Source organism: Spirillospora sp. NPDC047418 (genome assembly GCF_040643275.1).
In the GTDB taxonomy this organism is placed as follows: domain Bacteria; phylum Actinomycetota; class Actinomycetes; order Streptosporangiales; family Streptosporangiaceae; genus Spirillospora.
Map to the genome: position 1 here is coordinate 147,536 of NZ_JBEYTW010000003.1, position 12,571 is coordinate 160,106.

A 12,571-nucleotide genomic window follows, 5' to 3' on the forward strand; every position below is an offset into this window, starting at 1 on the left:
GACGCGTCGCCGGAGGGGGCGGAGCCGTGCCGACCCTGCCGACCGGCATCGCCGGCAAGCCGCTGACCAGCGGACTTGCCGGTATCCGCCCACTGTGCCACAGCGCTGCCGCCGCCGAACGCACCTCGCCCCGGGCCCCGTCCCGCACCGGAACCACTGACGACCTCGCCGCGCCTGGCGCGCCTGCTCTCGGGAGTACCGACATGTCCCTTCTCCAGCGCGGCCACCGCGGGCACCGCCCCGCACCGCTCGCCGCCTGCGCGGCCGCCGCGGCCGTGGCTCTGGCGGCCCTCACCGGCTGCGGCTCCGGCGCCGCGGAGGTCGCCGCCGACGGCACCGCGGAGGTGAAGCTCGGCGTCATCCCGATCATCGACATCGCGCCGGTGAAGCTCGGCGTCACCAACGGCGTGTTCGCCCGCCACAAGCTGAAGGTCACCACGCAGGACTCGCAGGGCGGCGCCGCCATCGTGCCCGCCGTGGTCAGCGGCGACCTCCAGTTCGGGTACTCCAACATCGTCAGCCTGCTCGTGGCCCGGGAGAAGGGCGTCCCGGTGACGATGGTGTCGATCGGCGCCCGCGCGTCCGGCGACGTCATGGACGACGGGTCCGGGCAGCTGATGACCCGCGACCCGAAGATCACGAAGGTGGCCGACCTGAAGGGCAAGAAGGTCGCCGTCAACACGCTCAAGGGCATCAACGAGGTCGCGGTCGCGTCCGTCCTGAAGAAGAACGGGCTGCAGCGCGGCGACGTCGAACTGGTGGAGGTGCCGATCCCCACGATGCCCGACACCCTGGAGGCCGGCCGGGTGGACGCCGCGATGATGAGCGAGCCGTTCATCACGATCGCCGAGGGGCAGGGCGCCAAGCGGCTGCCGGTCAGCTACGCGGGCATGGGCGCGCACCTGCCGTTCGCCGGCTGGTTCACCTCCAAGCAGTACGCGGCGAAGAACCCCGACGTCGTGAAGAGGTTCACCGCCGCGCTGAAGGAGTCCATGGCGTACGCCGAGGCCCACCCGGACGAGGCCCGGAAGGCCCTGGACGCCTACCTGAAGCTGGAGCCGGGCCTCAGCGACAAGGTCACCCTGCCGGGCTGGAACCCGGAGGCCGGGAAGGCGGAGGTCGCCCCGCTCGCGCAGCTGACCGTCGAGACCGGCCTCATCGGCGGCACCGGCCCGCTCGACGAGCTGTTCGCCCAGGAGTCCCGGCCATGAGCGGCGACGGGATCCGCGGTGACGTGTTCGCCGGCACGCTGGCGGAGCTGACCTGGTACGAGGTCGAACGGGCCGCCCGGTCGGGAGCGGTCCTGCTCTGGGCGTTCGGCGTGATCGAGCAGCACGGCCCGCACCTGCCCACCGGGACCGACGTCTACGTTCCCGGTGCGCGCCTGCGCGGCGTCCAGGCGCGGCTGGCCGAGCGCGGCGTGCAGGCGCTGATCATGCCGCCGTACTACTGGGGCGTCAACGTCGTCTCGGGAGCCTTCCCCGCGTCCTACGGCGTGCGGCCCGAACTGATGCGGGAGGTCATGGCCGACCTGCTCACCGGCATGGCCCGCGACGGGTTCCGGCACGTGTTCTGCTTCTCCGGGCACGGCGACGCACTGCACAACCGCACCGTCCACGACGGGGTGCGGACCGCGTCCGAGCGCGCGGCCGTGGACGCGAGCTTCGTGACCGAGCCCGCCCTGGCCCGCCGCATCGGCCTCGACCCGGACGACCCGCACCTCACGCTCTACGGGCCGGACGAGCCCGCGCCCGGTGCCCGGCCCGAGGCCCCGCCCGACGTCCACGCCGGGCAGTGGGAGACGTCGCTGATGATGCACATCCAGCCGAAGCTCGTGCGCGAGGACGTCCGCGTCCGGCTCGAACCCAGCGGCCGCGGGCCGGGCGACCTGGCGACCTGGCGGCAGGGGTTCGAACACGCCCGCCGGGTCACGCCCGAGGGCTACTTCGGCGACCCGGCCGCGGCCGGCGCCGAGGAAGGACACCGGATCCAGGCGACCGCCTCCGCGCAGGCCGCCGACGCCATCGTGCTCCGCCTGCGGCGCACGGCGGCGTCCCATTCCCACGAAGGACGGAGGAACCATGGCTGAGATCAGCCTCGCCATAGCGGCGAGCCACGCGCCCGGCCTCACCGGCTGGTTCGACAAGGCGCCCGAGGGCGACCAGAAGACGGTCCTCGCCGCCTACGCCGAGATCCACGACGCCATCGTGGAATCCCGCACCGACGTGCTCCTGGTCATCGCCAACGACCACATCGCGAACGGGTTCGTCAGCGACTACAACGACTTCACCTTCGGGCTCGCCGAACGGCACACCGGCCCCGACGAGTGGTTCAAGCCGTGGCTGCGCGTCCCCGACTACGAGCTTCCCGGACGTCCCGACGTGGGCGAGATCCTGTACGAGAGCGTCAAGGACTGCGCCCCGCGCGTGCGCGCCGTCCGCGAGAACCTTCGCTACGACGACAACCTGTCCGTCCCGACGACCATGGCCGGCCTCGTCTCGACGGGGGTGGCGGTCATTCCCGTCCTGCAGAACTGCACGGTCCCGCCCGTCCCGGACGAGAAGGTCTGCTACGGGCTCGGCGAGACCCTCGGCGAGGCCATCCGGACCCGCCTGCCCGACGGGCTGCGGGTCGGCCTGTTCGGCTCCGGCGGCCTGTCCCACGAGCCCGGCGGCCCCCGCTACCTGGAGATCGACGAGAAGTTCGACCGCTGGTGGATGGACCTGCTGGTCGAGGGCGACCACGAGCGGGTCCTGGCCGACGTCACGTTCGAGCGCATGGAGGAGGCCGGCTCGGGCGGCACCTCCGAACTGCTGTCCTGGATGGTCGTCATGGGCGCGATCGGGCCCCGCCCGTGCAAGGCCCTCGGCTACGCCGCCGTCGACCAGTGGCGCTGCGGTTTCGGCGCCGTCCGCTGGGACCTGTCATGACCGCGCCGACCGGAGACACCCCCGAAATGGCACTCGAGCACTTCGACCCGCTGCTGCGGGCCAACGACCTCGTCCAGGAACTGAAATGGGACCGCGAGCTGCGGGCCCGGTTCGAGACGTCCGAGAAGGAGGTGCTGGACGCCTACCCGCTCACCCCCGAGGAGCGCACGGCGATCCTGGACCGCGACTTCCGGACGCTGTTCGAACTCGGCCTGCACCCCTACCTGCTCGGCCAGCTCGCCCGGCTGATCTACGGCACCGGCGAGAAGGCCGGCACGTCCGGCGCCGCGACCGCGCTGATCAAGTCGCTGCTGGGCGACCGGTACGAGGCCTACATGGCGGAGCGCGGTGAGTAGGGGCGCCACGCCGGACGCGGGCCCCGCCCCGCGTCCGCGAACGCGGGCGACCGAGCGCGCCGACGACAGCCGTACGAGGCCCGGCACCGGCCCGGCCCCGAGGCGGCACCAGCCGGGCCGAGGAAGCCGCACCCCTGCCCGGACGAACCCGGCCCCGCCGGGGTCGCCGAGGGCACCCCGGGCGGCGCACTCGACCGGCACAGCCTCCTCCTCTGCCGCCTGCCGCAGAGCGGCGGGCCCACCCCCACCGCCGGCGGCGGTCGGCGACCGTGCCGTACCGACCGCCGCCGCCCGCCCGGCCCACCGCAGCGAAGGACGAACACGATGAGCACCGACAGTCCGGTGACCGACCTGCCCCGCCTCTCCCGCGCCGAGACCGTCGCCAGGCGGATCGAGGCGCGCATCGCCGAGGACGTCCTTCCCAACGGCCACCGCCTCGGCACCAGGGACAGCCTGCGCCGCGAGTTCGACGTGGCCGCCGCGACGTTCAACGAGGCGGTCCGGCTGCTGAGCGCGCGCGGCACGGTCTCGGTCCGTCCGGGCGTGAAGGGCGGGATCTTCGTCGCGACCCCGCCGCCGCTGGTCCGGCTCGGCCGCAAGATGCTCGAACTCAGCGGCGACTCCGTGCCGGTCTCCGACTGCCTGGTGATGCGGGACGCGCTGGAGCCGCTACTGGCGCGCGAGGCCATGCGGCACCGCACCGGGGCCGACATCGCCGACCTGCGCCGGCTCTCCGGCGCGATGGCCGCCGCGGCGGCGGAGAGCGGCGTCGGCTACCTCGCGGCGAACTGGGCGCTGCACCGCCGCATCGCGGAGATCACGCCGAACAAGATCCTCCAGCACACCTACGTCTCGCTGCTGGAGTTCGTGGAGACCCGGCTGCGCGGCGTCACGCCCGACGAGCCGGCCACCCGCCACGTGGCGGGCCCGGCCGTCCACGGGGAACTGGTGGAGGCCATCGCCTCCGGCGACTCGGAGCGCCTGGAGGCGGCCGTCGCCGCCCACGGCCGCCTGACCACCGCGAACGGAGGTGACGCGTGACCGCGCTCCTCGTCATCGACATGCAGAACGACTACTGCCATCCCGACGGCGTCTTCGCGCGGGCCGGGCTGCGCGTCACCGGGCTGGACGACCTCGTCCAGAACGTCAACACCCTCGCCGCCGCGGCCCGCTCCGCCGGCCGACCCGTCATCTGGGTGCGGATGGAATGGGCCGACGACGCCGACGTCGGACTCCTCGCCCAACGAAGCCCGTTCCTACGCGAGCACGGCCTGCGACGCGGAACGTGGGGCTGCGAGCTGGTAGCCGGCCTTGACCGCGCGCCCGGCGACCACGAGATCGTCAAACCGCGCTTCGACGCCTTCCACCGCACCGGGCTGGACGACCTGCTCCGCGACCTCGGCGTGGAGACACTCGTGATGGCCGGGGTCCGCACCGACTTCTGCGTAGAGTCGACCGTCCGCGCAGCCTTCTTCCGCGACCTGAAGGCAGTCGTGCCACGCGAGGCCGTCGCCGGCTACTTCGAGGACCTCCACCAGAACAGCCTGCGCCTAATGGACACAGTCTTCGCCGACGTCGTCTCCGCAGACGAAGCAGCCACCCGGCTAACCACACCACCCCCCCACCACCCCTAACCCCAACCCACCCCGGTCCAGCCCCGGCACCAATACCGCTCCCCAAACCACCGGACCACCACCCCCAAACCGACCTAGCGCCCACCACCACCCCGCACGACCACCGGCCCGGCCCGGTGGCGCTGCCGCGCGCCACCCCGGCGAACCGCTGCCCGGAACGGGCCTGGCGTTCACCGCCACCCTGCACGCCCTACGGCCGGGCCCGGTGGCGTTGTCGCGCCGCGCACCGGCGAATCGCCGCGCCGGAACCGGGCCGGCGTTCATGACCACCAATCACGACCAACGGCCCGGCCTGTCCGGCGGGGCCTGTTCGGCGCGGCCTGGCGGCGATGCTGTTCGCCGCACGAGCGGACTGCTGCCCCTGATCGGGGTGGCGTTCGTCGTTGGCCTGCGCGGCCTGCGGCGTGGCTTGGTGGCGATGCCCCTCGCGCCGGGGTGGACCTCCTCAAGGTCGCCTCGGCTGCGCTTCGGCTGCTTTCACCGTGGACGTCTACACGTTGAGGACGCGGACGCCATGATCGCGGCGTTCGTGTGGTGCGGGGGCCGCGCATGGGCGGGATGGTGCCGCCAACGCGTCGACATCTGGGGCGTGATGATCTGCCGGAACGGCGGACGCGGCGTCCGGCCGTTGTGTTTCGGCTGGTCGGCGCGTTTCGGTGGTGGCGCCTCCGGCAGGATTCGAACCTGCGACACCCGCTTTAGGAGAGCGGTGCTCTATCCCCTGAGCTACGGAGGCGTGTCGTCGCTCGCGCTAGAGCGTAGCGGACGGCAGGTACAGGGTAGGGGAAAGGGACCCGTGTGCGCTTCTTCTTATGGGGTGGCCGGGGCTCTAGGCCCGGTGGGGCCGGTGTGGGTACGCTTCGGTGCCGTGACGGGACGGCATCGCGGGCAGCCCAAGGCGGCCGAGGACGAGGTGGAAGAGCGCACGTCCCGGGGCAGACGGGCCGCGGTGATCGCCGGTGCCTTCCTGGTCCCCGTCGTGGTGGCGTCCGTGATCGCGGTCGGGCTGCGGGAGGGACGCGTCCCGGAGCGGCCGGAGACTGCGGGTACGCCGGTGCAGCATGTGGCGCCGGCCACGCCGGAGACCGAGCCGACGTACGGGAGGTACGTGCCGCCCGAGTCGGAGCAGCAGGCGGCGACGAAGGCGGTCCCGAAGCGGGTGCCCGCGCCGGCGCCGAAACCGCGGAAGGCCGTGACCCGGGCGCCGACCCCGTCTCCGACGGGGCGGGTGCGCCGGCCGTGCCCGTCCGGATGGGACGATGTCTGGTGGATGCGCCGGTGGTGCGAGCGGAACGGTTACCGTGACCGTTGAACCGGTTACGCGCAGGTCATCGTAGAACCTGTAGTAGCGTTCTGCCGCTGTTCCGCATTTGGGCATCTGGAGGAAAACCACCGTGCCGTACCCTCGGTCGGCGGCGCTGACCGCGGTCTTCCTGGTATTGGCGGTGCTCTCACCGCACGGCGCCGCGGCCGCGACGCGGGCCGACACGCTGGAGTCGCTGCGCCGCGAGGCGGCGAAGGCCCGTGACCAGATGGAGAAGGCCACCGATCAGATGAAGGGTCGGCAGAAGGAGCTCGCCGCCTCGCAGGTGAAGCTGCGCGCCACCCTGAAGGACCTCGCCGTGGCCGAGGCCGAGCTGAACAAGATCCGGGGGCCGCTGGCCAGGCTGGCGAACTCGTCGTACCAGCAGAGCGGCGCGGCCGGCTCGATGGCGATCTTCGGGGGCGGCGATCCGAGCCAGGCACTGCGGTCGACGGCCGACGTGACGTTGCTCGCACGGTCGCAGCAGGCGCTCGTGGACCGTGCCGACGAGCTGCAGAAGCGCCGGCAGCGGCTCGCGTCCACCGCGCAGGAACTGCAGTCGCGCAACGCGGTGGAGCAGACCCGCCTCCAGCAGGAGGTGGACGGGCTGAAGAACAAGTCGGCGCAGCTGACCAAGCAGCTCAACGCGATGCTCGACAAGCTGGCGGTGTCCCGGCAGAAGCGGCTCGAACTCGGCTGCGACAAGAGCCTCGCCGCGGACGCCAAGAAGTTCCCCAACGGGCTGATCCCGTCGAAGTATCTGTGCCCGCTGCCGCAGAAGGGCGGGCACAAGCTGCGGGCGGACGCGGCGCTGGCCTTCTACAAGCTCAACGCCGCGTACAAGCGCCGGTTCGGCCGCGATATGTGCGTGACGGACGCCTACCGGAGCCTGTCCGAACAGCACTCGGTCTACGCGCGGCGCCCCGGTTTCGCGGCCGTCCCCGGGACGAGCAACCACGGCAAGGGGCAGGCCCTGGACCTGTGCGGCGGCGTCCAGAACTCGGGTTCGGCCCAGTTCAACTGGATGGAGGCCCACGCCGGCAAGTACGGCTGGATTCATCCGGCGTGGGCCTACAGCAATCCGTTCGAGCCTTGGCACTGGGAGTTCGGGACCGAGGACGAGTGATCCCCGGCGCCCGGCGTCCGTACGGCCGGTAGGGGTTACCGGTGCGGGTGGTAGGACGGGACCTCGGTGGCGGGGACGATCTCCGCCGTGCAGTAGCGGCAGCGGCGGGCCTTCACCGGGATCTCGCTGAGGCACTGCGGGCACTCGCGCTCGGTGGCCTCCTTGCCGCGGTCCAGCCGCTCGATCAGCTTCGCCGTCGGCAGGACGACCAGGAAGTAGACGATCACCGCCGTGATGGCGAACGCGATCGCGGAGGTGACGAAGACCCCGTAGGGGAACGTCGTGCCGTTGATGGTGACGGCCAGCCGGGTGTAGTCCGGCTTACCTCCGATGAGCGCGATCAGCGGGGTGATGAACGAACTCGCGAAGTCCTTCACCAGTCCCGCGAACGCGGCACCGACGACGAACGCGACCGCGAGGTCGACCAGGTTCCCGCGGAGGAGGAACTTCTTGAATCCGCTCATGTATGTACTCCAGGGGAGATCGGGGGAGCGCCCTCCTGGCTGACGAGGGCACCGTACGGCTACGGATCGTATTGGCTTCCTCCGCATGCCTAAAAACGATCCCCGCACCGCGAACCTCGCGCGTTGACCGCCGCCCCGGTGGAGGTGGCCGGCTAGCTCGCGGTGATGGTCAGAGACAGGGGTGGGGTGGCTGCCGCGAGGGCCAGGGCCTGGGCTCTGTCGGTCGCCAGGACGATCAAGGCGCCCTCCTGCCCGTCCTCGGCCGGTGGCGGGATCGCTACGACCGGTACCCCTGACACCACGACTCGGGCGCCGCGCCAGCCTGGCCCCGTGGGGGACGCGGCGAGGACAGAGGTGGGCAGGGCGGAGGTGGACACGGGTGTGGCGGGTCGGGGGGCGGTGGTGTGGGTTGGGGTGCGTGCGGTGGGGGCTGCTGCGAGTGCGGTGAGCCTTGGTGTGGTGGTGCGGGTGTGTTCGGCGGTGGTGGGGAGGTGAGTGGGCGCTTCTTCGGCCGGTGGCAGGGGCATGGGGTCGGGGGTCGGGGTTGAGAGGACGTCTATGCGGTCGCCGGGGTGGAGCAGGTGGGCGGCGGCCGGGTCGGCTATGCGGATCGGGGCGGCGACCGTGCCCGGGCCGTAGCCCTGGAGGAGGGCGTCGCCCAGGACGCGGGCGTCGGTCAGGGGTTCGCCCTTGCGCATCGGGCCCGCGAGGACGTGGCCCACGGCGGATGAGCGGAACGCGCCGGCCGGCACCGCTGGAGGAGGGAGATCGACGTGGCGGAGGTCGGCGGGGGCCAGGGTCGTGCCCGCGGGGAGGTCGCGGGCGGCGGCCAGGACGCGGACGGACGGGCCCGGGCCGGGGCGCAGGGCCAGCAGGGCGAGGCCGGCGGCGGCCGCGGCGAACAGGGACGCCAGGGGCCGCCGCAGGCGGGCTAACCGGGGGCTCACGGCAGCTCCAGGGGGAGTTCCATGCCGTCCAGGACGTTGGGGCAGGGGCAGGTCCGTTCGGTCGGCAGCGCCTTGACCACGTCGGCGACGAGGGTGCGGAGGCGGCCGATGTTCTCGCCGAAGACGCCGAGCACCTCCTGCATGGTGACGCCCTCGCCCTCCTCGATGCCCGCGTCGAGGTCGGTGACGAGGCAGAGGGAGGTGTAGCAGAGCGCGAGTTCGCGGGCGAGGACGGCCTCCGGGTGCCCGGTCATGCCGATCAGCGTCCAGCCCTGGGAGGCGAACCACTGGGACTCGGCGCGGGTGGAGAAGCGCGGGCCCTCGATGACGACGAGGGTGCCGCGGTCGACCGGATCCCAGCCGGCGGCGCCGGCGGATTCGGTGGCGGCGCGGCGGCCGGAGGGGCAGTACGGGTCGGAGAACGACACGTGGACGGCGGCGCCCTCGTCGTAGTAGGTCTGGTCGCGTCCGGACGTCCGGTCGACGAGTTGGTCGGGGACGGCGAGCGTGCCGGGCCCGTAGGCGGGCGTCAGGGAGCCGACGGCGGAGGGCGCGAGGACCTGCCGGACGCCGAGGGAGCGCAGCGCCCACAGGTTGGCCCGGTAGGGGATCCGGTGCGGCGGGAACCGGTGGTCGCGGCCGTGCCGGGGGACGAACGCGACCCGGCGGCCGGCGAGGTCGCCGACCGCGATGGGGTCGCTCGGCGGGCCGTACGGGGTGTCGACCCGGACTTCCTCGATGTCGTCGAGGAACGAGTAGAACCCCGAGCCGCCGATGACCCCGATCTCGGCGGCGGGCTGGGAACCGAAAGTTGGCATGCCGCCGACACTAGCCACCGCCCGGCCAGAGGCGGCAGGACGTTCGCCGATTGTGGATAACTCGGCGAAGGGGCCCGGCCGCGCCCGGCCGGACCCCTCGCTTCCCCGTCCCGGCCGGAGCCGGGAGTCGGTCAGCCGACCGGGTCCAGGACCCGCGGCTCGGCGGCCGGCTCCTTCGCGGCGAGGCGTCCCGGCGCCCAGATCCGCCGTCCGATGTCGTGCGCCAGGGCCGGCAGCAGCAGCGACCGCACGACGAGGGTGTCCAGCAGGACGCCGAACGCGACCACGAAGCCCATCTCGACCATGCTCACGAGCGGCAGCGTGACCATGGACGCGAACGTGGCCGCCAGCACCAGCCCGGCCGAGGTGATCACGCCGCCGGTCACGGTGAGGCCGCGCCGGATGCCGCGGCGGGTGCCGAGCGCCTGCGACTCCTCCCGGACGCGGTGCATGAGGAAGATGTTGTAGTCGACCCCGAGCGCGACCAGGAAGATGAAGGCCAGCAGCGGGAAGCCGGCGTCGGTGCCCTCGAACCCGAAGCCCTGCTGGAAGATGACCGCGCAGGCGCCGAGCGAGGCCAGGAACGACAGCACGACGGTGCCGATCATCAGCAGCGGCGCGACGACGGCGCGCAGCAGCGCGATGAGGATCAGGAGCACCACGGCCAGCACGATCGGGATGATCACCTTGTTGTCGCGGGCGGAGGCGCGCTTGATGTCCAGCGACGTCGCGGTCGTGCCGCCCACCTTCGCGTCCGCGGACGGGACGTCGTGCACGGCGGCGCGCAGCCGGTCGATGGTCGTGCGGGCGGCCGCGCTGTCGGCCGGGTCCTTCAGCACCGCCTCGTACTTGACCAGGCCGTTCACGGTCATCGGCGGTCCGAGTTCGGCGACGCCGGACGTCCCGCGCACGGTCTGGGCGATCTGCTCGGACGCCGGGGCCCGGCCGATGACGACGGCGGGGGAGCCCGACCCGGCCGGGAAGTGCCGGGCGACGGACGCGGAGCCCTTCACCGAGTCGGGTGTGCCGGTGAACTGTCCAGCGTCCGACAGGCCGTCCGCCTTGAGCGTCCCCAGCCCGAGGGTGAGCACGACCAGGCCCAGCATGGTGACGGCCCAGAGCGCGCGCGGGCGCCGGCCCACCAGGGCGGCCACGCGGCTCCACACGCTGTGCTCAGCCTCGTACGCCTCCGGCTTGAGGTACTTCTCGTCGTACCGGGGGACGAGCGGCCAGAACAGCCAGCGGCCGAAGATGACCAGGAGGGCCGGCAGCAGCGTGGTCATGGCGGCGAGCGCGGTGAGGACACCGGCGGCGGCGACCGGGCCCAGGCCGGACGTCGAGTTCATGTCGGCGAGCAGCAGGCACAGCAGGCCGACCGCGACCGTCGCGGCGGACGCGATGATGGCGGGCGCCGCGCGGCGCAGCGCGAAGGCCATGGCCTCGTGCCGGTCCTCGTGGCGGTGGAGTTCCTCCCGGTAGCGGGCGACGAGCAGCAGGGCGTAGTCGGTCGCGACCCCGAAGACGAGGACGGTCAGGATCCCGGCGCTCTGCCCGTTGACCGTGAGGTCGGCGTACTTGGCGAGCAGGTACACCGTCGACTGGGCCAGCCCCAGGGCGAAGACGGCACTGAGTACCGGGACGAACCACAGGATGGGGCTGCGGTAGATGAAGAGCAGCAGGACGATGACGACGAGGCCCGCGGCCATGAGCAGGAAGCCGTCGAGGCTCTGGAAGACCTCGAACATGTCGGCGCCGCTGCCGGCGGGTCCGGTGACGTGCGCGGCCAGCCCGGGAGGCCCGCGCTTGGCGATGTCCCGCGCACTGTCGACGGCTCCGGTGATGTCCTCGTCGGTGAGCGGCACGAACGTCTGCAGGGCCTTGCCGTCCTTGGACGCGAACGGCCCCTGCACCTGCTGCGCCCCGGGGAGCTTCTGCAGTGCGGTCACGTCCGAGGCGGCCTTGGCGCGGTCCGCCGCGGTGAGCCCGCCGGAGCGCTCGTAGACGATGACGGCGGGCATCGTCTCGTCCTTGCGGAACTGCTCCTCCATCTGGACGACCTGCGTGGACTCGGCTCCGGCGGGCAGCCATGCCGCCGCGTCGTTCTCCTCCACGTCGCCGAGCTTGCCGGCGAGCGGACCGAGTGCCATCAGCAGGACGACCCAGACGGCCAGGACGGCCCACTTGCTGCGTCGTCCGGCGACGAGTCCGGCCAGCCGGCGGGCGGGTGGTCCCGGCGGGGCCGGGCTTGGTGCGCTCATGTTCTTCTCCCGAAGGCGCTGCAAATCAAGATATGTCGCGTTGCCTCAGACTCTCTCGATCGGCGAGAAAAAGTCAAGTACTATCGCGAGATTCCGAGGCGGTGGACGGCGGGCGTCAGGCGATGGGGGCCCGAACCGCGGGGGCTGGACTCCCATCCCCTCAATCGTCGCCAGGGGGACGCGTCCGCGCCTCCGGCGTGAGAAGTGAACGCGGCTACTTCGCGCGGGGCATGAGAAAGCCGCCGACTACCTCTTGAGATGTAGCCGGCGGCCGGAACGCCGAAAGCCGGGGGACCCGCGGATGGGATCCCCCGGTGGGCGTCAAGAAGGTCCTAGGAGGTCAGGCGACCTTTTCGGACGAGGACTTGCCGGACGACTTGCCCGACGACGAGGAGTCGCCGCCGGACGACGACGAGGACGGCGAGTCAGCGGACGACGAGGACGACGCGCCCGAGTCACCGCCCGAGGAGCCGCCGGACGACTCGCTCGACGACCCGTTGGACGACGAGCCCACGGTCGAGGACGACTTGCCGGAGCCGCGGCTGTCCGTGCGGTAGAAGCCCGACCCCTTGAAGATGATCCCCGCCGCGGAGAAGACCTTGCGGAGCCTGCCGCTGCATGCCGGGCATTCGGTCAGCGCGTCGTCGCTGAACTTCTGCACGACCTCCAGCGGCTCGCCGCACTCGGTGCAAACGTACTGATACGTCGGCACGGTTCCTCCTAGCTGACTCAGCC

At 72.2% G+C, this 12,571-nt stretch carries 13 protein-coding genes and 1 tRNA gene; 8 read left to right on the forward strand and 6 right to left on the reverse strand.

Annotation, left to right across the window (positions count from 1 at the left end; translation table 11 throughout):
* The first annotated feature begins 26 nt into the window (after nt 1-26).
* From ABZ806_RS02765 to ABZ806_RS02790, 6 genes are all read left to right on the forward strand, one after another.
* Nucleotides 27-1,211: an ABC transporter substrate-binding protein gene (locus tag ABZ806_RS02765; protein ID WP_500214896.1), complete on the forward strand. Its 1,185-nt coding sequence runs from the start codon at nt 27-29 to the stop codon at nt 1,209-1,211.
* Nucleotides 1,208-2,089: a creatininase family protein gene (locus ABZ806_RS02770; RefSeq protein ID WP_500214897.1), complete on the forward strand. Its 882-nt coding sequence runs from the start codon at nt 1,208-1,210 to the stop codon at nt 2,087-2,089. The genes ABZ806_RS02765 and ABZ806_RS02770 overlap by 4 nt, the downstream gene beginning before the upstream one ends.
* Complete coding sequence (locus ABZ806_RS02775) at nt 2,082-2,930, forward strand: DODA-type extradiol aromatic ring-opening family dioxygenase (protein ID WP_500214898.1); 849 nt, start codon at nt 2,082-2,084, stop codon at nt 2,928-2,930. The genes ABZ806_RS02770 and ABZ806_RS02775 overlap by 8 nt, the downstream gene beginning before the upstream one ends.
* On the forward strand, nt 2,927-3,286 hold the full coding sequence (locus ABZ806_RS02780; protein ID WP_500214899.1) for an extradiol ring-cleavage dioxygenase: 360 nt from the start codon (nt 2,927-2,929) through the stop codon (nt 3,284-3,286). Before ABZ806_RS02775 ends, ABZ806_RS02780 begins: the two co-directional genes overlap by 4 nt.
* 324 nt (nt 3,287-3,610) lie before the next feature.
* The gene (locus tag ABZ806_RS02785) at nt 3,611-4,327 is read left to right on the forward strand and encodes a FadR/GntR family transcriptional regulator (RefSeq protein WP_500214900.1); all 717 of its coding nucleotides are present in this window, start codon (nt 3,611-3,613) and stop codon (nt 4,325-4,327) included.
* Nucleotides 4,324-4,920 carry a cysteine hydrolase family protein gene (locus ABZ806_RS02790; RefSeq protein ID WP_500214901.1) on the forward strand — a complete coding sequence of 199 codons (597 nt, stop codon included), beginning with the start codon at nt 4,324-4,326 and terminating at the stop codon, nt 4,918-4,920. The genes ABZ806_RS02785 and ABZ806_RS02790 overlap by 4 nt, the downstream gene beginning before the upstream one ends.
* A gap of 660 nt (nt 4,921-5,580) precedes the next feature.
* Here the strand turns inward: ABZ806_RS02790 and ABZ806_RS02795 are convergent.
* A tRNA-Arg gene (locus ABZ806_RS02795) sits at nt 5,581-5,656 on the reverse strand.
* A 132-nt stretch (nt 5,657-5,788) separates the two neighbouring features.
* On the opposite strand from ABZ806_RS02795, the gene ABZ806_RS02800 reads away from it, so the two are divergent.
* Together ABZ806_RS02800 and ABZ806_RS02805 are read left to right on the forward strand one after the other, a co-directional pair.
* Complete coding sequence (locus ABZ806_RS02800; protein ID WP_500214902.1) at nt 5,789-6,232, forward strand: hypothetical protein; 444 nt, start codon at nt 5,789-5,791, stop codon at nt 6,230-6,232.
* 82 nt (nt 6,233-6,314) lie between these two features.
* Nucleotides 6,315-7,349 carry a D-alanyl-D-alanine carboxypeptidase family protein gene (locus ABZ806_RS02805; RefSeq protein ID WP_500214903.1) on the forward strand — a complete coding sequence of 345 codons (1,035 nt, stop codon included), beginning with the start codon at nt 6,315-6,317 and terminating at the stop codon, nt 7,347-7,349.
* 35 nt (nt 7,350-7,384) lie between these two features.
* On the opposite strand, the gene mscL is transcribed toward ABZ806_RS02805, so the two are convergent.
* The 5 genes from mscL to ABZ806_RS02830 form a co-directional block, all read right to left on the reverse strand.
* A complete protein-coding gene (gene mscL, locus ABZ806_RS02810; protein WP_500214904.1) occupies nt 7,385-7,813 on the reverse strand; it encodes a large conductance mechanosensitive channel protein MscL in 429 nt (142 codons plus the stop codon).
* Between the two features lie 152 nt (nt 7,814-7,965).
* On the reverse strand, nt 7,966-8,760 hold the full coding sequence (locus ABZ806_RS02815) for an SAF domain-containing protein (protein ID WP_500214905.1): 795 nt from the start codon (nt 8,758-8,760) through the stop codon (nt 7,966-7,968).
* Nucleotides 8,757-9,578, reverse strand: coding sequence for an S-methyl-5'-thioadenosine phosphorylase (locus tag ABZ806_RS02820; protein WP_500214906.1), 822 nt, complete (start codon nt 9,576-9,578; stop codon nt 8,757-8,759). Before ABZ806_RS02820 ends, ABZ806_RS02815 begins: the two co-directional genes overlap by 4 nt.
* Before the next feature lie 131 nt (nt 9,579-9,709).
* Nucleotides 9,710-11,836, reverse strand: a complete 2,127-nt coding sequence (locus tag ABZ806_RS02825) for an MMPL family transporter (protein ID WP_500214907.1) — start codon at nt 11,834-11,836, stop codon at nt 9,710-9,712.
* A gap of 340 nt (nt 11,837-12,176) precedes the next feature.
* The gene (locus ABZ806_RS02830) at nt 12,177-12,548 is read right to left on the reverse strand and encodes an FmdB family zinc ribbon protein (RefSeq protein ID WP_500214908.1); all 372 of its coding nucleotides are present in this window, start codon (nt 12,546-12,548) and stop codon (nt 12,177-12,179) included.
* Nucleotides 12,549-12,571 lie beyond the last annotated feature (23 nt).

Bases quoted from the DNA above. Each gene is read 5' to 3' on its own strand.
- ABZ806_RS02770 (WP_500214897.1), top strand. From the start codon at position 1,208: ATGAGCGGCGACGGGATCCGCGGTGACGTGTTCGCCGGCACGCTGGCG.
- mscL (WP_500214904.1), bottom strand. From the start codon at position 7,813: ATGAGCGGATTCAAGAAGTTCCTCCTCCGCGGGAACCTGGTCGACCTC.
- ABZ806_RS02785 (WP_500214900.1), top strand. From the start codon at position 3,611: ATGAGCACCGACAGTCCGGTGACCGACCTGCCCCGCCTCTCCCGCGCC.
- ABZ806_RS02775 (WP_500214898.1), top strand. From the start codon at position 2,082: ATGGCTGAGATCAGCCTCGCCATAGCGGCGAGCCACGCGCCCGGCCTC.
- ABZ806_RS02820 (WP_500214906.1), bottom strand. From the start codon at position 9,578: ATGCCAACTTTCGGTTCCCAGCCCGCCGCCGAGATCGGGGTCATCGGC.
- ABZ806_RS02780 (WP_500214899.1), top strand. From the start codon at position 2,927: ATGACCGCGCCGACCGGAGACACCCCCGAAATGGCACTCGAGCACTTC.
- ABZ806_RS02825 (WP_500214907.1), bottom strand. From the start codon at position 11,836: ATGAGCGCACCAAGCCCGGCCCCGCCGGGACCACCCGCCCGCCGGCTG.